Annotated in this window: 7 protein-coding genes; 3 read left to right on the forward strand and 4 right to left on the reverse strand. The window is 58.6% G+C overall.

The window, feature by feature from the left end:
* Nucleotides 1–16 precede the first annotated feature (16 nt).
* The 4 genes from FIU93_RS22805 to FIU93_RS22820 all read right to left on the reverse strand — a co-directional run bounded on the left by FIU93_RS22805 (nucleotide 17) and on the right by FIU93_RS22820 (nucleotide 17,585).
* A complete protein-coding gene (locus FIU93_RS22805; RefSeq protein WP_022999503.1) occupies nucleotides 17–1,567 on the reverse strand; it encodes a 4-hydroxyphenylacetate 3-hydroxylase N-terminal domain-containing protein in 1,551 nt (516 codons plus the stop codon).
* Complete coding sequence (locus FIU93_RS22810; protein WP_152506871.1) at nucleotides 1,557–15,299, reverse strand: non-ribosomal peptide synthetase; 13,743 nt, start codon at nucleotides 15,297–15,299, stop codon at nucleotides 1,557–1,559. Before FIU93_RS22810 ends, FIU93_RS22805 begins: the two co-directional genes overlap by 11 nt.
* A gap of 70 nt (nucleotides 15,300–15,369) precedes the next feature.
* Nucleotides 15,370–16,740 (reverse strand): NtaA/DmoA family FMN-dependent monooxygenase, encoded by a 1,371-nt coding sequence (locus FIU93_RS22815; RefSeq protein WP_286133995.1) that lies wholly within the window; start codon nucleotides 16,738–16,740, stop codon nucleotides 15,370–15,372.
* Between the two features lie 173 nt (nucleotides 16,741–16,913).
* On the reverse strand, nucleotides 16,914–17,585 hold the full coding sequence (locus FIU93_RS22820; RefSeq protein ID WP_152506872.1) for a class I SAM-dependent methyltransferase: 672 nt from the start codon (nucleotides 17,583–17,585) through the stop codon (nucleotides 16,914–16,916).
* Between the two features lie 281 nt (nucleotides 17,586–17,866).
* Here FIU93_RS22820 and FIU93_RS22825 point away from each other — a divergent pair, with 281 nt between their 5' ends.
* The 3 genes from FIU93_RS22825 to FIU93_RS31510 all read left to right on the forward strand — a co-directional run bounded on the left by FIU93_RS22825 (nucleotide 17,867) and on the right by FIU93_RS31510 (nucleotide 19,852).
* Entirely contained in the window at nucleotides 17,867–18,997 is a 1,131-nt protein-coding gene (locus FIU93_RS22825; protein ID WP_152506873.1) for a prohibitin family protein, read from the forward strand.
* 100 nt (nucleotides 18,998–19,097) lie between these two features.
* Entirely contained in the window at nucleotides 19,098–19,676 is a 579-nt protein-coding gene (locus FIU93_RS22830) for a DUF697 domain-containing protein (protein WP_023004114.1), read from the forward strand.
* Entirely contained in the window at nucleotides 19,676–19,852 is a 177-nt protein-coding gene (locus FIU93_RS31510) for a hypothetical protein (protein ID WP_023004113.1), read from the forward strand. The genes FIU93_RS22830 and FIU93_RS31510 overlap by 1 nt, the downstream gene beginning before the upstream one ends.
* Nucleotides 19,853–20,073 lie beyond the last annotated feature (221 nt).

The raw sequence follows: 20,073 nt of genomic DNA on the forward strand, positions 1-20,073 counted from the left end.
CTCCCAACCTTGCGCGTCAGTCTTTCCACGCCGTGTTGCACCAGCCGAATTCATCATAATCATCAAGGCACTGGTCAACAAGCGACAGCATTTGGTCCATTGAACCGTCGCGCCGTGCGATTGCAGGAAGCTGCAGTTTCACCTCTTCATGATTGCCGGCATAATTGCGCTCGTAAAGCTCGTGACGCCCGGCAAATTCCGAGCCCGTGGCGTCCCACAGCAGCTTCATCAGCTTGATACGGTCCTTGTAGCCAACGCCGTTGGAGCCGCGCACGTACCGTTCCAGATAACCGTCGATTTCAGGGTTCTGGAAATCCTTTGCGGAAGACGGCAGATAGATAAGCGCGGACGCGACGATCTTCTGGACAATCTCCTTCACACGACCGTAGGCATCGGGCGCCAGCGCGCGATAGGCCTGCGCGGCCGATAGTCCAGGCAGGAAAGCGCCGTCTGCAAAGGTTTCTGGTGTCCGGGCCATTGCATCCGACAACGACCAGAACAGGTGACGCAGTGCGATCACCTCCCCTTGCAGAACCTGATTTCCGCGAAACTCGTCACCACTGGTGATGTGCAACGCCCTGGTCAGCAGACCGGCGAGAAAGTCCAGCTTCACCGCAAACCGGGTGCATCCGTGGAAACAGGTGCCTTGCAGGTAGCCCGTGTCCATCAGGAAGTCGATCGGCTTGTGTGCAGGCCCATAGACCAGCACGTTCTCCCAGGGCACGAAAACGTTGTCGAGAACGAGGATGGCGTCGTTTTCGTCGAAGCGGGAAGACAGTGGGCTGTCGAACGGCGTCGAAGATTGGCTCGCCGCATATTCGTAGGAATTCCGGCAGATCAGCTTGATGCCCGGCGTCGACATGTCGAGAAAGAACATGAAAGCCGTAGGCGGTTCGTTGGTTTCCGAGACCGCGTGGTGGCTGAGAAAGTTGTAGTGGGTCAGTGCTGCCGAAGTCGCGACGACCTTTGCACCTGAAAGATAAAGCCCCGCGTCTGTTTCCTTGACAACGTGAACCAGGATGTCTTTTGCATCGCTGAAAGGCTTTGCCCGGTCAATCGGCGGATTGGCCACAGCATGGTTCATGAAATAGGTGCGCTGCTGAGCCAGATGATACCAGCAACGCGCGTTGTCTGCGAAAGGCCCATAATAGGCCGCGTTGGCGTCCAGCGTGTTGACGATCGCTGCCTTGTAGTCCGGTGAGCGTCCCATCCAGCCGTAGCTCAGCTTTGCCCATTCCGCGATCGCCTTCTGTTGACCGAGCAGGTCCTCTGCCGATCTGGCCACCTTGAAATACCGGTGTGTGTAACCGGTTGGATCGGCGTCGGCAGGTGCGGTCAGGACATTGGTGCCGCTATCGTGATCCTGATGCAGGGCATCGTAAAGTCGTGCCAGGGAACGTACCGAGTTGCGAAAGGCAGGATGACCCGTCAGGTCGGTCACCCGCTCCCCATTGAAATAGACACAGCGCTGGTCCTGGAGACTGTCGATGAACTCCGCGCCGGTCATGGGTATCGCGCGCTGTACAGCGTGCTCAGGTTCCACGGGATTGAGGATATCAACCGACATTCTTTAGTCTCCCTTCCGCAACGGCCTGCCTGAACGGCTGATCGCCAAGGTTCATCAAAGCATTCAGCCCCTCGCCGATTTCGCAAAGGGCCTGCTGCGATGTCATTTCATGGTGTGTACAGTCGAGTGCGTGCGTCTTGAATTGTCCGCTTGTCCGGTTTTCCCAGGGATCGGCCTCAACACCCAGCATACGCTTCGTATCGTTCGAAGCGTAATGCACCAGGGGACAGTTTAACGTCTTGGGCCGATAGCCATGTGCGAGCAGCGCGTTGTTTCGGGCGATCCGCAGCATGTTGTTGAAGTCGACTGGGCTGAGGTCTGCCAGAGGATGGGCACTGTCTTCCAGAAATCTCCGGACATCCTCAAAGGTAATGTCTTCGGGTACGCGTCCATGCGGATCGAAGCCGATCATTTCAAGGAACGCACCGCGCGCTCCACTATCTGAAAGATCCGGCAACGGGTCTCCTTCGTGCATAGGATAACTGTCCAGAAGCATCAGGAACTCGACGTCTCTGCCGCTTTCTTCCAAAAGACGTGCCATTTCGAAGGCAGCCAGCCCTCCGAACGACCAACCAAGCAACCGAACCGGGCCCGTGCTGGCCACCTTGTTGACGCTTGCGACGTAATCGGCCGCCATTTGGTTCAGCGTTGAAGGCAAATCGGCCTTGCCGATGTAGCCGCGCGCCTGAAGGGCGATGATCGGGACATCGGCTGGCAGGACGGAAGCAAGACCGGCATACGTCCAACCAAGACCGAAGCCCGGATGAACGCAGAATAGTGGCGCCTGACATCCTGCCCGCCGGATCTGCAGCACCGGCTCCAGCAAACCGGTCTTGCGACCTTGCCGGAGCGACAGCAGACCGCGCACCGTCGGTGTTTCGAAAATATCTCGAAGGCTGACGTCCAGGCCCATGCGTTCCTTCATCAGTGCCTTCAGGCGTGCGGCGAGCAGCGAATGCCCCCCCATATCAAAGAAACTGTCTTCCGGTCCCGGCACTACGCCGGGCAGCAGTTCAGCGAAGAGATTGCACAACAACGTTTCCTGGAGTGTTGCCGGACTTGTTTCTCCCTGTTTCCAGACAGGATCCGGCAGCGCCAGACGGTTCAGCTTTCCATTTGGTGTCAACGGCAATTCCGAGAGTACGATAAAAGCGCCAGGCACCATGTAGTCAGGCAGGTTTCGCTGGAGCACGGAACGAAGCTCTGCAGTTTTGAGTTCAGCCCCTTCTTCCGGAACAACATAGGCAACGAGCGAAGAACCTCGCGCTCCATCCGGCCGGTCCAGAACCACCGCCTGAGCAATGTTCGTCATCGATGCGATGGTCGCCTCGATCTCGCCAAGCTCGATACGATGGCCTCGGATCTTGACCTGGCTGTCGCTGCGTCCCAGGAACACAAGCTCACCGTTGCGTCTGCGATAGACCGTGTCCCCGGTCCGGTACATGCGCGCTCCATGGCCTGCAAACGGATCGGCAACAAAGCGTTCGCTCGTCAGGTCCGAACGCCCATGATAGCCACGTGCGAGCCCAAGCCCGCCAATGTAGAGTTCGCCGGAAATACCGTCGGCGACAGGCTGAAGGGTCTCATCAAGTACGTAGACCTGCGAGTTCCACAAAGGTTGCCCGATAGACGGAATGCCTGAACTTTCAGGGCGAACAAGTGCGCTCACAGACCAGATCGTTGTCTCGGTCGGGCCATAGACATTCGTCACCGGCCCTGCGGTTTGCAGCTGCGACGCTAGTCCGCCGTCCAGAGCCTCACCGCCCACAAGAACCTGCAAACGCGGCAGTGGCCCAACCTCCAGAAGCGACCGCCAGAGTGATGGCGTTGCCTGCATGACCGTTGGTTTTTCCTGGCCGATCCAGTCATGGAGGCGGTCCGCTTCGCGCTGGTTGCCCTCAAACAGCACTACGCCTGCACCAACCAGCAGCGGGCCGTAGAGCTCAAGCCCGGCGATGTCGAACCCGATCGTGGTCGCGCTGAGCACCTTGTCCTGCGGCCGCAAGCGAAGCTCAATGCTCAGGCAGCACAACAGGTTCTTGAGAGCCTCGCGGGTGACAACGACGCCCTTCGGCTTTCCGGTGGAGCCGGACGTGTAGATGACATAGGCGGGATGTGCGGGATGGATCGCCTGTCCCCGGTCATCATTGGTTGGAGCCGAAGCGGACATCGCAGCCAGCTCGACACCGGTCGCCTCGGCATCCAGCAGCAGAAGCGCCGATGTCGGTGCACCGTCCGTCAAGGCGGCGGCGGTCACCGTCTCGGAGATCACAAGACGCGGCGCGGCATCGTCCAGCATCATCGCAATGCGGGCTGCCGGATAGTCCGGATCCAGCGGCAGATAGGCGGCACCCGTTTTCAGCACCGCCAGCAGCGCCACGATCATGTTCGGGTTTCTCGGCAAGGCAATCGCGACCCGGTCCTCAGCACCAATGCCGCGCCGGATCAGAAGATGCGCCAGCCGGTTTGCCCGTACCTCAAGCTCGGCATAGGTCAGCCGCTCCGTGCTGCCGATAACCGCTTCCCGCGTTCCAAACCGGGAAGCCGTTGCAGAGACAAGCTCCGTCAGATCCCCTTCCAGCAAGGCGTGCCGTGTTGCGTTCCACCGGTCCTGCACAGCCTTTCTTTCGGAAGCCGGCAGCATCTCGAGAGATCCGAGCGGCGCTTCCAGACGGGAGACCATCTGCGCCAGTACATTGCACAGCTGCCCCAGGAGACTGCGGCCAAGGTCTGCGCCGATCCTCTCTTCCCGGCAATCCAGCCGCAGCAGCAGCCGTTTGCCCGGAACAACCATCAGGCTCAAAGGATAGTGGGTCTGGTCATGCACCTCGACACCGCTGATCCGCAGGCCATCCGGCGAAGCCTCATGGGTCTCGTCGCTGAAGGGATAGTTCTCGAACACCACCAGCGTGTCGAACAGGTCTCCAAGTCCCGCTTCTGCCTGGATCTCCGGCAGCCCCAGATGCTGGTGCGGCAGAAGTGCGGCCTGACGGGACTGCAGCTCCTTCAGAAAGCTGCTGACGGATGTTGCCGGAACAGGCTTGGCACGCACCGGCACGGTGTTGATGAAGAGACCCGCCATGGTCTCAACGCCGGTGATCTCGGCTGGCCGGCCGGAGACCGTCGTGCCGAAGACCAGATCATCCCGTCCGCAGATGCGGCCAAGCACGACCGACCAGGCGCCCTGGAGCACCGTGTTCAAGGTGATGTCCAGCGTGCGGGCCAGGCCTTCCAATGACCGGGTTGCGTCCTCGCTCAGCAGATCGTCAAAGCGCAACACCGCACTGCTTTCACCTGACGAGGAGCCGGAGGACGTGTTTGCAGACTGGCCATAGACAGAGGCCGCCAGCCGGGTCGGTTCCTCCAGACCGGACAGAGCTTCTTGCCAGGCCGCTTTCGCAGCCGTCTTGTCCTGCTGCTGCAGCCAGCCGAGATACCGGTCAAACGGCGTTACAGGCGGCAGCCCCCCTGCCCCGCCGGCTTCATAAATCTCCTTCAGCTCCCGCATCAGCACCGGCAGCGACCAGCCGTCGAGAAGAATGTGATGATTGGTCAACACCAGCCAGGCACCGCCGTCCGGACGTTTTACGAGGCAGACACGCAGCAGTGGACCTTGAGCAAGGTCGAAACGGATCTTCCTGTCTTCCTGAAGCAATAGATCCAGCTGCGCTTCCGGATCTGCGTCCTCGGACAAGTCCACCTGCTCAAACGGCAGCTCGACCTTCGACAGGACCACCTGAACGGGATCGCTCAGGCCTTCGTGGCAGAAGACAGCCCGCAGGGGAGCGTGCCGGGCAACGAGAGCCTGAAGGCTCGCCTCAAGACGCTGTGCATCCACCGGGCCATCCAGGCTGACCACCGTCTGCACCTTGTAGGCGTCCTCGCCCGTCTCAGCGTCCATCAAGGCGTGAAACAGCAAACCCGACTGAAGGCCCGTCAACGGCCACACCGTCGATAGCAAACCGCCGTAGCGTTCAACAAGCAAGTCGACATCGGCCTGGGAAACAGCAGCCAGCGGGAAGTCCGAAGGCGACTGACCACCGGCTTGAGACCAGTTGCCGTGTGCTGCCAGCCGGATCAGAGCGTCTTCCCAGAGAGCCCTGAATTCAGCAGTCTCTTTTTCCGAAAGATGTCTGCTGGCAAACCCGAACTCGGTGTGGAGGCAAAAGCCCTTTTCCTCTTCGATCGCCTGACAATCGATGGAAAGCATGTGAGCAAGCGGCGTTGCCGGATCGAAACCGCCGTGCATTCCACCAAAGAACGGCGCCGCGCTCCAAGCACCACCAGCGTTCGCCGGAAAACGACCGAGATAGTTGAAGGCGATCTGCGCCTTGTTTTCACTCACAAGTTTGGCGGAGGTCTCCTTGTTGAGATACCGCAGCATTCCATAACCAAGGCCATGATCGGGACGTGCGGAGGCTTGCTCCTTGATCTCGATAATGAGCTGCTTCAGGTCCGCGTCGGAGATACCGGAAATTCCATTGCCTGCCGTCGTGACCTCCAGCCGTGCCGGGAAGACGCTAGTGAACCAGCCGACAGTTCGGCTGAGGTCGGCGTCTCCAATCGCTTCGCGTCCATGCCCTTCGACGTCACACAGGATCGGACCACCCGGTTTTCCAAACCTGGAAGTTTTGAAAGCCCCAATGGCAAGGCCAAGTGCCGCCAGAAGCACGTCCTGCGGTCCGCAGCTGTAAAGAGCAGGCAGACGGGTCAGGATCTGCTCGGTTTCCTCAGCGCTCAGAAAGCTAGCAAGAGAGTTCAACGTTTGAACCGTATCCTGCCTGCGATCCAGATCACCTTCCAGAAAGCGCTCAGTGCCGGATGATAGAAGCGCGCTCCAGTACCCCTCTTCAGATACGCGCGCATCGGAGGCCGCATCGGCTTGCAGCAGCCTGCTCCACCCTGGGAAAGAAGTGCTTTCAGGTTCCAGGCTGATCGGGCGGTCGGCCGACCAATCGTCCCAAGCTGTCCGAAGATCATCGGTCAGGATGCGCCAGGAGACACCATCGATCACCAGGTGGTGCGCCACAAGCAGAAGCAGACCCGGCTCCATCTGGCCACGGTCAAACCAGATGGCACTGAACACCTTGCCTCGGGAAAGAGACAAGGCCTCAACTGCGGCGGCATGCTGTTCTTCCAGGAGATCTTTCAGCCCGTTTTCGTTTTCGACCTCATTCAGGCTGATGTGCTTTAAAGGGAAAACGTCAGTGAATTCGGCAACCGGACCAATCTTCATCGCCGGCGTGGTCTTGTTCGCTCGAGCCCGCAGCATCCCGTGTCGCTGGACGATTGCCCCTAGTGCAGCTTGCAGGAATTCGGCATTTGCCCCCTTCGGAAGCATCAGACAGGTCGACTGGAAAAAGCCGTCGACGGGACCACCCAGTTCTGCAAACCAGCGCAGGATTGGCGTGGGCAAAACGGTATCTGGCTCGAACTCCTTCAGTCCAGTGACTTCCGGTCCTTCAAGCGTCCTTGCCACGCTCGCAAGCTTTGCAACCGTCTTGTGATCGAAGACGTCTTTCGGTGTTGCCTTGAGACCCTTTCGACGCAACAGTCCAACAAGCCGGATTGCCGATATGCTGTCGCCGCCGAGACCGAAGAAGCTGTCGTCGAGCGCGGGAGGCGATATGCCGAGCGTTTCGGCAAAAGCGGCGGCTACCGCCTGTTCTGCCGGAGACTGCCGTCTTGTTTCTTCAGCTCTTTGCGGGCGGCTGGGTGCCGGCAGGGCCTTCCTGTCGATCTTGCCGTTCGGAAGCCTAGGCAAGTAGGGTAAGAGGTCTATCTGTGCCGGAACCATATAATCCGGCAGACGATCGGCGCAGTAGCGCTGCAGCTCTTCTGCACTTGGATCCGATCGTTCCTGCCCGATCACGTAGGCAACGAGCCTCGAAGCGCCCTTCCGGTCGCTGTAGACGCTCACGAGACATTGGGCGACATCACTGCGTTCCAGAAGCACACGTTCGATTTCGCCCGGCTCGATACGTCGTCCCCTGACCTTGACCTGCGCATCACTGCGGCCCAGGAAAAAGAGGTTGCCGTCTTCCGCCCGATAGACGAGATCTCCAGTTCGGTACATTCGCCGTCCGGCACCGGCGAACGGGTCGGCGACAAATCTGGAAGAGGTCAGATCCGCCAGGTTCTGATAGCCCCGTGCAAGACCGACACCGCCGATGTACAATTCTCCAGCCACACCGTTCGGGACGGGCTGAAGCGTTTGATCAAGTACGTAGAGGCTGGAATTCCAGATCGGCAACCCGATGGGCGCGATATCGACTTCCTGAACAGGTGTCAGCGGCAAGCTCATGGAACCGCACACGGTCACTTCTGTAGGGCCGTAAGCATTGACGAGGCAACAACGGTCAGACCATCTGCGAACTTCCGGCACGCTGATGGCTTCACCAGCCGTTACCAGCACACAACCTTCGGGAAGGTCTGTCGTCTTCATCACGCTCAAGAGGCTCGGCGACAACGTGATATGCGTTACCCGTTGCGCATACATGAATGTCTTCAGGGCTGCGGGATCTGTGAATGCCTGTCTTGCCCAGATCACAAGAGCCGCACCGGAGACCAGGGCCGTGGCGATTTCCGAAAAGGCGGCGTCGAAACTGAAGGATGCGAACTGCGCGACCCGAGACTGTTCCGAAATCGCAAACCGTTCGATCTGGGCATAGGCGAGATTTGAAAGCCCCTCGCGTGTAACGACGACACCTTTCGGCTTACCAGTCGAGCCGGACGTGTAGATGACGTAGGCCGGGTGCGCGGGATCAATCGGTTGTTTCCGGTCGGCATCGGTCGGGGTCGAAGCGGACATCGCAGCCAGCTCGACACCGGTCGCCTCGGCATCCAGCAGCAGAAGCGCCGATGTCGGCGCACCGTCCGTCAAGGCGGCTGCCGTTGCCGTCTCGGAGATCACAAGACGCGGCGCGGCATCGTCCAGCATCATTGCAATGCGGGCTGCCGGATAGTCCGGATCCAGCGGCAGATAGGCGGCACCCGTTTTCAGCACCGCCAGCAGCGCCACGATCATGTTCGGGTTTCTCGGCAAGGCAATCGCGACCCGGTCCTCAGCACCAATGCCGCGCCGGATCAGAAGATGCGCCAGCCGGTTTGCCCGTACCTCAAGCTCGGCATAGGTCAGCCGCTCCGTGCTGCCGATAACCGCTTCCCGCGTTCCAAACCGGGAAGCCGTTGCAGAGACAAGCTCCGTCAGATCCCCTTCCAGCAAGGCGTGCCGTGTTGCGTTCCACCGGTCCTGCACAGCCTTTCTTTCGGAAGCCGGCAGCATCTCGAGAGATCCGAGCGGCGCTTCCAGACGGGAGACCATCTGCGCCAGTACATTGCACAGCTGCCCCAGGAGACTGCGGCCAAGGTCTGCGCCGATCCTCTCTTCCCGGCAATCCAGCCGCAGCAGCAGCCGTTTGCCCGGAACAACCATCAGGCTCAAAGGATAGTGGGTCTGGTCATGCACCTCGACACCGCTGATCCGCAGGCCATCCGGCGAAGCCTCATGGGTCTCGTCGCTGAAGGGATAGTTCTCGAACACCACCAGCGTGTCGAACAGGTCTCCAAGTCCCGCTTCTGCCTGGATCTCCGGCAGCCCCAGATGCTGGTGCGGCAGAAGTGCGGCCTGACGGGACTGCAGCTCCTTCAGAAAGCTGCTGACGGATGTTGCCGGAACAGGCTTGGCACGCACCGGCACGGTGTTGATGAAGAGACCCGCCATGGTCTCAACGCCGGTGATCTCGGCTGGCCGGCCGGAGACCGTCGTGCCGAAGACCAGATCATCCCGCCCACAGATGCGGCCAAGCACGACCGACCAGGCGCCCTGGAGCACCGTGTTCAAGGTGATGTCCAGCGTGCGGGCCAGGCCTTCCAATGACCGGGTTGCGTCCTCGCTCAGCAGATCGTCAAAGCGCAGCACCGCACTGCTTTCACCTGACGAGGAGCCGGAGGACGTGTTTGCAGACTGGCCATAGACAGAGGCCGCCAGCCGGGTCGGTTCCTCCAGACCGGACAGAGCTTCTTGCCAGGCCGCTTTCGCAGCTGTCTTGTCCTGCTGCTGCAGCCAGCCGAGATACCGGTCAAACGGCGTTACTGGCGGCAGAACCCCTGCCCCGCCGGCTTCGTAAATCTCCTTCAGCTCCCGCATCAGCACCGGCAACGACCAGCCGTCGAGAAGAATGTGGTGATTGATCAACACCAGCCAGGCACCGCCGTCCGGACGTTTTACGAGGCAGACACGCAGCAATGGACCTTGAGCAAGGTCGAAACGGGTCTTCCTGTCTTCCAGGAGAAACCGCTCCAGCTCCACTTCCGGATCTGCGTCCTCGGACAAGTCCACCTGCTCAAACGGCAGCTCGACCTTCAACAGGATCACCTGAACGGGATCGCTCAGGCCTTCGTGGCAGAAGACAGCCCGCAGGGGTGTGTGCCGGGCAACGAGAGCCTGAAGGCTCGCCTCAAGACGCTGCGCATCCACCGGGCCATCGAGGCTGACCACCGTCTGCACCTTGTAGGCGTCCTCGCCCGTCTCAGCGTCCATCAAGTCATGAAAAAGCAAACCAGACTGAAGACCCGTCAACGGCCACACCGTCGATAACAAACCGCCGTAGCGGCTGCTGACAATGCTCAAATCTTCCTTGCTGATCCATCCTGACTTGAGATCAGTTCCGATCTCCGGCAATTGCTGCCTTTGCGCAACCGTTGCCAGCTCTGCAGGGGTCTTGTTGCTGAAGACATCCCTTGCCGAAAACACCAGCCCTGCTCGCCGTGCTCGGCTGACCAGTTGAATGGAGAGAATACTGTCGCCGCCAAGTGCGAAGAAGTTGTCGGCAGGCCCTACGGTTCCCAGACCCAGAACATCAGCAAACAATGCGCAGATATCGGTCTCGGTTTGCCCCGCAGGTACCTTCGCTCCATCGCCGTGAATTTCAGGCGCAGGCAGGCGCTTGATGTCCAACTTGCCATTGGTCGTGAAAGGAAGTTGTTCCAGAAGAACAAAATGGGCTGGCACCATGAATGCAGGGAGTGTCTCGGCAAGCCTTTTTCGTAAGCCTGCAAGATCTGGTTCTCCTGTCCCCGTACCAACCACATAGGCAACGAGTTTCTTTTCCCCGGGCCTGTGTTCACGCACGATCACCGTGCACTGGCCTATGTCCGACTGCCTCCCGATAGCGTTTTCGACTTCCTGCGGCTCGATACGGAAGCCATTGATCTTGACCTGGTGATCGGCACGTCCGACGAAGGTCAGCAAGCCGTCGCTGCGCCAGCGCACCAGATCCCCGGTCCGATACATTCTGCTGCCTGCGGGCCCCGCGGGATCGGCAACGAAGCGCTCGGCCGTCAGACCAGTCCGGTCGAGATAGCCAAGCGTCAGGCAGGCACCGGCCAGGTAAAGCTCGCCCACCATGCCGATACCGACAGGTTGCAGGCGGTCATCCAGAATTCGGACGCTACAATTGTCACGCGGCAACCCGATGGGTACCTTGTGCGCGGATTTCTCCAGCGTGTGCATTGCATGCCAGGTCACGAAGGTCGTGCCCTCTGCCGGGCCATAGCCATTGACGAACCGCGTACCAGGCGAAGCTGCCGTTGCCCGGCGCAAGGCTTCTGCGGAAGCCGCCTCACCACCTATCAGCACTGACCTCAAAGGCTTGAATGCTTCGGGTTTTTCACCTGCAATGATGTTGAAAAGACGTGTCGTGATGCAGGCTGCAGACACCTTGTGCTCTTCGACCAGCCGCGCAATCGTTTCAGCATCGAGAATGCCAGGCGGCGCGACGAAAAGCTCCTGCCCCAACATGAGCGGTGTCCAGATTTCATAGGTCGAAGCGTCAAATGCATAGGGCGAATGCAGCAAGACCCGCTCATGGGAGCCTTCCGGCCAGCATCCGTCGAGCGCGAGGGCCTGAATATTGCGGTGGCTGATCGCGATCCCCTTCGGCCTGCCTGTGGAGCCGGAGGTGAAGAGAACGCAGGCGATCTGTCCATTGGTGATATTCGGTAAGGTCTCCTTTCCCGCCGCCACTTGCAGGTGGCTGAAAGGAACGCAGGGTGCATCATTGAAGCTGACTGATATCGCGCCTTCACTGTCAGTCAGCACGAGGTGGGCCCGGGTGTCGGCAACGAGTTGTTGAAGCCGGTTGGCAGGATCGTTCCTGTTCAAGGGAACATATGCCCCACCTGCCTTCACGATCGCGAGCGTTGCGACGACAAGATCAATGGAACGGTCCATCAAGACCGCGACCCGTGCCCCAGGTGCAACGCCCCGGCGGAGGAGGTTTTGCGCAACGCGGTCCGACAATGCATCGAGTTCGGCGTAGGAAAGCGTGCGGGTCTGGCTGGAGAGAGCGACCTTCTCGCCCTTTTCCCTGGCCAGCAGACGAAACCGCTCGGGCAAAGACATTTCGATCGCAGCTTTTTCGACCCGCTCGCCTTCGCACAAGGTGACAAGGCGTGACGCTTCGTCGGGATCGACAATCATGAGGTGGTCGATCCGTTTGTCCGGATTTTCCACGGCTGCGCGAAGTAGATCGATGAAACGCCGGGAAATGTTGCCCGCAACCTCCCGATCCAGGAGATCTGTCCGGAATTCGATCCGCCCGCCGATACCACCTGCGCCTCCGACCTCGTCGCGACGAGCAGTCAGGTCGAAGGAAAGATCAAACTTTGAGGCTTCGACAGGCACGTCTTCAACCTCGCAGGTCAACCCCGGCAAAGTAACAACAGTCTCTCCTCCCATATCGAGCGCCAGAACGGTCTGGAACACCGGATGAAAGGACAGGTCCCTGCGTGGAGCGACCTTGTCGACCACGAGCTCGAATGGCACGTCCCGGCGGGAATAGGCGGCAAGGTTCCGCTGACGCGTATCGGCCAATAATTCGCGAAAGGTCGGTCTGCAGGAAAGATCGCTCCGGAGCGCCAGCATGTTGACGAAGAGGCCTATGGTTTCTTCGAAAGTGCTGTCCGGGCGGCCATCGACAGGCGTTCCGATGACGATGTCGTCCCCAGCGCCGAGCCGCGCCAAGGTCGCAGCCATCGCAGCCTGCAGTACCATGAACAGGCTGGTCCGAGTTTCCAATGCCAGTCGCTCAAGCTTGCAATGAAGCTCTGGCGGGATTGCGACGGCTACTCCGTCGCCTCGCCAATAGGTCTTCTTTCGTTGCCCCTCGGCACAGGGCAGATCAACACAATCCGGAGCGCCTGCGAGGTCTTCGCTTGCTTCGGCAAGACGAGTGGCAAGTTCCTGTTCTGCTGCCTCGGACAGCCGGGTATGCTGCCAACTTGCGAAGTCGGCATATTGGACTGCCGGCTTTTGCCAGACAGGTTCCTTGCCGCTCATTCTCGCCGCAAAGGCCGTCTCGAAGTCGGCAAGCAATGGGCGCAGGGCGCCACCGTCAATCGCGATATGATGCACGACAATCTGCATCATGCATTGTGGTTCAGGACCGAAATTTTCGTCCGTAACGATCGACACTCTCACCGGCAGGTCCTTGCACAGATCGAACGGCCTGGAAGACTGACGGGTGAGCTCTGACCGGCCTTCAGCTGCCGGTACTGAAACAATCCGGATGACATCTTCCGAAACGAAACCCGTACGGATGTCCTGATACGGCGCTCCGGCCCCGTCTTGCGGATAAACGGTCCGCAAGACTTCGTGCCTCTCGATAACGTCTGACCAGGCTTGCCCAAGAACGGACGGATCGACAGCACCGGAAAGCCGGAAGCGGTAGACCAGATCGTAGGAAGTATCTTCCGGGTGAAGCCGCTGCAGGAACCAGAGACGCTTTTGAGCAGAAGACAGCGGAACCTTGTCGGGTCGCGCAACGGATTTCAGTTTCAGGGAACATGGTTTCGCTGCCCCTATCAGACGGGCAAGCGCAGCCGGTGTCGGCGCGTCAAAAATCTCGCCCGGCGCAATCTGCACACCAAAACGGTCTCTCAGTCGATAAGCAAGACGAGCGGCCAGCAGTGAATGCCCACCCAGGAGAAAGAAATTATCATGGACTGAAACCGAGTGGACGCCGAGAAGCTCTGTAAATGCCTTACAGATTGCGGTTTCAAGGTCGCTCTGCGTTCCGCTTGCGCTCCGCCCAGCCGTCCGCACTGGATCCGGCAACGCTGCCCTGTCCAACTTGCCATTGGGTGTGAGCGGAAGTGCATCGAGAGCCATGATCGCCGACGGCAGAAAGGCTGGGGGGAGAGTTTCTGCCAAGGCGGCCATAAGCCTTGCGATATCCTTGTCGGCTCCCACTTCCCAGACAACATAGGCAGCAAGATAGACGTCCGTTTTGTCACGTCGCTTCGCAACGACAGCCGAACGGGCAACTTCCGGCAATCTGTCCAAGGCTGCTGCGACTTCTCCCGGCTCGACGCGGACGCCGCGTATCTTCACCTGATGGTCGGAACGCCCCAGATATTCGTAACCACCGTCAGGCATTCGCCGCGCAACGTCGCCTGTTCTGTAAAGCAAGGCACCAGCGGGCCCAAAGGGCGAAGCGACGAACCGTTCTGCGGTCTTGTCCGGTTGGCGATGATATCCAAGAGCAAGACCTGTGCCGGTTATGTAGAGTTCACCGGTCTCTCCGTCGGAGACAGGCAGAAGCAGATCGTCGAGCAGGTAGACGACTGTTTCCCGTATAGGGTTGCCGATGGCAATTTTCCTGTCTGCATCACATCGCGCCCAGAGGCTGTCCCCCGCAGCTTCTGAGGCACCGTAGAAGTTGAACAAGCGGGCGTCTGGCAGTTTCTCGCAGAATTTTTGCAGGAGACTTGATGGTAGAGGCTCGCCACTCGTGACCCAGGTCCGGCAGCCCTTCAAGTCTGGCAAACAGTCGTCCTCGAGAAGACTTGCCAGCAGGCTCGGCACAACGGTCAACCGCGTGACGGCAAACGCCGCCACCGTCTCTGCCAGTCGCCTCGGGTCAGCGGAAACATTTCCACCTTCGAGGACGACCGCACAGCCATTGCACAAGGCGCCCAACAGCTCGGTCGACCCGTCAATGAAGTTCAAGGAGGTCTTGAACAACGTCCGCTCACCCGGCGCGAAGGGCAAGGCTTCCGATATCCAGGCCAGCCTGTTGGCAAGAGCGGCCTGCCGCCCGAGAACGCCCTTGGGCCGCCCGGTGGAACCGGACGTATAGACCAGATAGGCAGGATCATGGCCCGTCAGCCGGCGAACAAGATCACCACCCACAGGAGCGGTATCAGGCTGTCCGGCGATGTCCCGGCTCAGCGAACCGTTTCCAAGAAAGACCGCCCACGCTGTCTGACCAGCCGCCTCAATGACGCCGGCGACCGGTTGCTCCGCAAGGATCAGATCCGGATCTGCGTCTTGAAGCATGTCAATCAGACGCTGTCGAGGATAGGTCGGATCGAGCGGCATGTAGCACGCTCCGGTCTTGATCACCCCCAGCAGGCTTACGACGAGGTCCGGCCCGGCAGCACAGCCGAGTGCCACGATGTTGCCAGGCCCGATACCCCGGCCGATGAGGTACCACGCGACACGGTTCGCCTTCCGGTCCAGTTCCTCGAAGGTCAGAACCTTATCCGGCAGTATCAGTGCCGTGTCACCAGGTCTCGACTTCACCTGCCTGGCAAAAAGTGCGCGAACAGAATCAGTCTCATTGTCCGATGTTGCTTCCAACGGCAAATGGCTGGCATCCGGACGCGCATTGCTGCCTGAGGCAGCCTTTGCCCTTGCTGTCTGGAAACCACTTTCGCGGGATGTCATTGAGATCAACTCCGTCGAAGAATTGCCGTTTCTGTTTTGCCTGTCCGGCCGAAACCGAATTGAAATATCGTCAGCCTTGCAGCCCGAGGCGCTGCCTGAGTGTCAAAGGTTCGTGCCCCGCCGGCCGTACGTGCCCTCGCCGGCGGAGAATTGGCACGACGGAGCGGGAAAACTCGTCAAAGCTTCCGGGAAAGTGGGTCGGGGTAATCACGAAGCCGTCGCAAGCGCCGCTTGTAAAATAGCTCTCAAGCTGATCGGCCACCTGTTCCGGCGTTCCGACAAGACGCGGCGTCGACGTGCTCCGCGCCATCCGAATGGCAATGTCGCGAAGCGTCCAGAGCCTTCCCCTGTCCTCTTCCCGGATCCTCTCCAACCAGGGAAATGCGGCTCCGCCATCGACAGCCGCCTTGTTTGGCGACTTGCCAGAACTCTCCAACACCTTGTCGATTGGCGTATCAGGATCGAAACCTGTCGCGTCGACGCCGATCATGCCCGACAGAAAGGCGATGGCGACATCCGGATGGATCAGCTCGTCCAGATATTCGGCCCGCGCTTTTGCAATGGCTTCGGTTTCACCGATTACAGGCTGCACCGCCGTCAGCAGGAATATCTTCTCCGGGTCGCGCCCCATCTCTGCAGCCCGGCGGCGAACATCTGCACGCAGTTCCGACATGCCCTCGGCGTCTGCCTGAATGGCGAAAACGACATCAACCCACTTGGCGGAAAAATCACGACCCCGCGGAGAAACGCCGACACTCATCAGGATCGGTTCACCGTCCGGTCCCGCGGGAAGTGACAAGGGACCTCGAAGTTTGAAGCGTTCGCCTTCGTGATCAATGGGATGGATCTTGCCGGTGTCCGCGTAAAGCCCGGACGCCTTGTCGCTTACCAGCGCGTCCGGTTCCCAGGACTTCCAGAGCTTGCGGCAGATCTCCAGGATCTCTTCCGCCCTGTCATAGGCTTCGGGAGAAATGAGCTTTGGGAAATGACCGAAATTGTGCCCGTTGCTCGGACCAGCAGAGGTCACGACGTTCCACGAGATCCGGCCCCTGCTGAAATGGTCCAGCGTACTGAGCGTACGGGCCAGATGATAAGGTTCCATGTAGGTGGTCGATAGCGTGACGGTAAAACCGAGCGACTTCGTTACCGAGGCCATGAGGGAAACCAGCAGGTTCGGGTCATGGCGGATGGCACCAACCGCACCGTGTTTCAAAAAGGTTTCGTAGTTGTCGTTCAGTCCGGTTGTCACACTGAGCGATTCTGGAATGAATGCGAGGTCGAACCCGCCCCGTTCCAATGTGACCGCCGTATCCTTGAAGAGATCGGGATCACAGAAATCCGTTTCGCTGTACGGGTGGCGCCACATGCCGGCGAAATGGCTTCCAGGCACCAGAATATACCCGGCCAGAAACATATGACGATTTGCAACACCAGAACTCAAATCACCCCCCAAGACCGGTTTTTAGCAAAGTAATCGATCGTTTAAATTCGCCACCTACTCACTTTTCATTCTCATGACCTAACGGCAATAAAAAACAATTCACGAATTTTTCGCAGAAGATAAGTTAATTTTTATTCACATTCGTCGTTCAACATATCTCTTTTCGACGTTTACTAAATTTTTCGAAAAACCCTCAGGGTGTTGCCGTAAAAGACCCTTGGTATTTCGAGACTCTCGACCAGTTCAAAGCCCGCAGCCCTTACCTGCTTCTCAACTTCTGCGGTTTTCACCTGCTTCACCCATTCACCGGAAAAAATCAGGTCATCGATATTGTGGGCCAGGCGGCGCCAGAAAGGTGCTTCGACCATATCCTTGAAAAGGAACACTCCTGCGGGACCGACCCGTTTGATCGCCTCTTCAACAGCCGTCATCCGTTCAGGTTCGGCAACATGGTGCAGCACGTCGACCATGGTCACCACATCGAAGCAGTCGTCCGGCAGCTCCGCGAAGCTGTCAATTTGCAGGAAGGATACTTCCGCTGAGTGCCCCGTTCTCCCCGCTGCCTTGCGGGCCGAGGCAAGAGCGCCTTCGTGGACATCGCAGCCGGTTGCTTCGCTTATCCTTCCGGATGCCAGCAGAATCGCCAGCAACGCGCCATTGCCGCAGCCTACATCCAGAACCTTTGCATTTGCTGGAACATGCCGCTCCATCTCTTCGAATGGGCAGACGTAGGGCCTGGCGGAAATCAGCTTGCGCAAGAGCTTTGGTTCATAATCGTAAAGGTCGAAAAGGAACCGGCTAAGGTCCTTGCGATCGAAACTGAATGACCCTGTGCTGGCTGACACTCACCACTCCCATTGTCTGTTTCGATCTTGGTTTCACAAACCAAGAAATTAACCATACGTTGTAGTGACGCAACGATACACAACACAACTTAAGCAAATTCTTTGGCTCTTGCCTAGCTCAAGAAACACGCTTGCCACAGAGTTGTTTTCTTGCAACTGTGCTGCAATTGACGCAGACAAGACTACTCGGAAAGCATTGAGAGTTCTTGTTTTTATGCGTTTCTTGGCCGCTAGGTCACTTTAACGAGCTGCGGAGCCGTTTCAATTCCTGGGAGCGCTGAATGAGCGTTGCGGAAGACGACGTCGAAGTTGGTAAGCCGAAAAAGAAGCCGCGCAAGATCCACAGGATGAGCCGGACCGACAAGGCCATCGCCTATCTGCTGCTGCTCGGCTTCGTCTCGATTTTCTTGTGGCCGCTGACGTTCTTTGTCATCGGGCCGGGTGAAGTCGGCGTCCTGTTCAGAACCCTCACCGTCGGCACCGAAACCAGGTTTGTTTATCCCGAAGGTATCAACATCAAATGGCCGTGGAACCGCATCTACCGGTACGAAGTCCGCATCCAGAAACAGGATGAAACGGTCCACGGCCTGGCAGCGGACGGCTTGCGCATCACATCCGATATTTCGGTTCTGTATTACCCGAAGGCGGATAATGCCGGCAAACTGCACCGGGCGATCGGGCCGGAATACGCCGACCGTTTCGTCCGCCCGACCGCCGTGGAAGCGGTTCGCTCGGTGATCGGCAAATACGACCCTCATGAGCTTTATCAGGTCGACATGACGCGCCTCGAAAAGGAAGTCATGGAGACCATTGAAGCCAACAATCAGGATCTCATCGTCTTCGACCAGGTTATCATTCGCCGGATCGAACTGCCGAAGGAAATCAATCAGGCGATTTCACGTAAGCTGACCGAGGAACAAAACGCCCTCGCCTATGAATACGTGCTGGAGCAGGCCCGCAAGGAAGCGGAACGCAAGCGGATCGACGCCATCGGCTACCAGACATTCTACTCGATTGTTGCAGATGCCCTGACGCCGCAACTGCTGACCTGGCGCGGAATTGAAGCGACCGTCGAACTGTCCAAGTCCAACAACAGCAAGATCGTGATCGTCGGTGGCGGGAAAGATCAGCTTCCGCTCATCCTGGGCAGCGACATTGCAAACCAGCCGAATTTACCAGCGCCCGCTCCGGTTAATCCGCAGCGCTACCGACTGCCTGATTTTGATAACCTGCCACAGCTTTTCCCGAACGCTCCTACAGCAGAGGCAGATACATCTCAGGATCAGGAGACACAGCTGAGGCCTGACGAAAATTCGACCGGCGACAGTACATCAAGCGAAAGCACGACGTCAGGTGAGACCGCGCCTGCTTCGAATGATCAAAACACGGAAAAGCCGCAAACTGACAATTGATACCGCGCTGATTGTAAGATTGAAATCGGACCGCACTCAAGCTACGCTCACGTAGAGTAAGCAGCGGGGAGCTGCGACGCTGAAGGAAGGAAACTGTGAAATGACAACGAAGTCCACTCGCACAAGTTCCGCAAAATCAGAAGCTGAGGACACTGTTGATGCAGCTGAAAAGCTGGCAGACGGCAAGGCTCAGACCGAAAGTGCTCCGCTGACCCCGGAAGAACGCACGCTGGCAGCCGAAAAGATCATTCGGGACCATGTTATCGTCGGCACAGGTACCGGCCTCATTCCGGTTCCGATCTTCGACCTCGTCGCCGCAATCGGAACGCAGCTCAACCTCATCCGCAAGCTGGCAGCCGTTTATGATGTGCCATTCTCGGAAAATCGCGCAAGAACCGCAGTAACCACGCTTCTGGGAAGTCTCGGCGGTGTCGGTGCAGGAACCTTTATCGCCACCAGCTTCATGAAAACCATTCCCGTGCTCGGCACAGCGCTGGGTATCGTCGGATCAGGCGCAACGCTTGGTGCCTTCACCTTTGCCGTCGGCAAGGTATTCCAGCAGCATTTTGAAACCGGTGGAGATTTCCTGAGTTTCGACGCGGCTGCCTACAAGGAGCATTTCAAGAAGATGGTGAAGAAGGGCGAAGACATCGCGGAAGAGAAGTCGGAAGCCGCCTGATGTTTGTCGCACCACTGGTCATCTATCTGCTCTTGTGTGTCCTGGTCGGTTACCGCGGTCGGGACACACGGCTTGGTTCCTTCGGCTGCTTCCTGGCAAGCGTGGTGCTGACACCCGTTCTGGTGTTCGTCATCCTTTTGCTGACAGAACCTGCCGGTTTTCAGTCGCAGAAGTAATCTGACCGAAAAATGCAAACCGGGTAACACCGTTCCTGGTTTCACTTCAGCTGCGTCAAAAGCCTCATCAGCTTACGAGCAGCACGATGCTGTTGAGGTACCCCAAACAATAGCGCTGCAATCTACCCTGACCTTAACGAACTCCAATAGGTCAGGGTACTTGCTCATATGCGTTCGCAGCTAATCCTGAAAAGTCACGTTAGTCAGCTCCTGGAATGCCC

The organism is Labrenzia sp. THAF35 (assembly GCF_009363595.1).
Lineage (GTDB): Bacteria > Pseudomonadota > Alphaproteobacteria > Rhizobiales > Stappiaceae > Roseibium > Roseibium algicola.

Excerpts from the sequence above, each read along its gene's own strand:
- FIU93_RS22805 (WP_022999503.1), bottom strand. The coding sequence starts at position 1,567 with ATGTCGGTTGATATCCTCAATCCCGTGGAACCTGAGCACGCTGTACAG.
- FIU93_RS22810 (WP_152506871.1), bottom strand. The coding sequence starts at position 15,299 with ATGACATCCCGCGAAAGTGGTTTCCAGACAGCAAGGGCAAAGGCTGCC.
- FIU93_RS22825 (WP_152506873.1), top strand. The coding sequence starts at position 17,867 with ATGAGCGTTGCGGAAGACGACGTCGAAGTTGGTAAGCCGAAAAAGAAG.
- FIU93_RS22830 (WP_023004114.1), top strand. The coding sequence starts at position 19,098 with ATGACAACGAAGTCCACTCGCACAAGTTCCGCAAAATCAGAAGCTGAG.
- FIU93_RS31510 (WP_023004113.1), top strand. The coding sequence starts at position 19,676 with ATGTTTGTCGCACCACTGGTCATCTATCTGCTCTTGTGTGTCCTGGTC.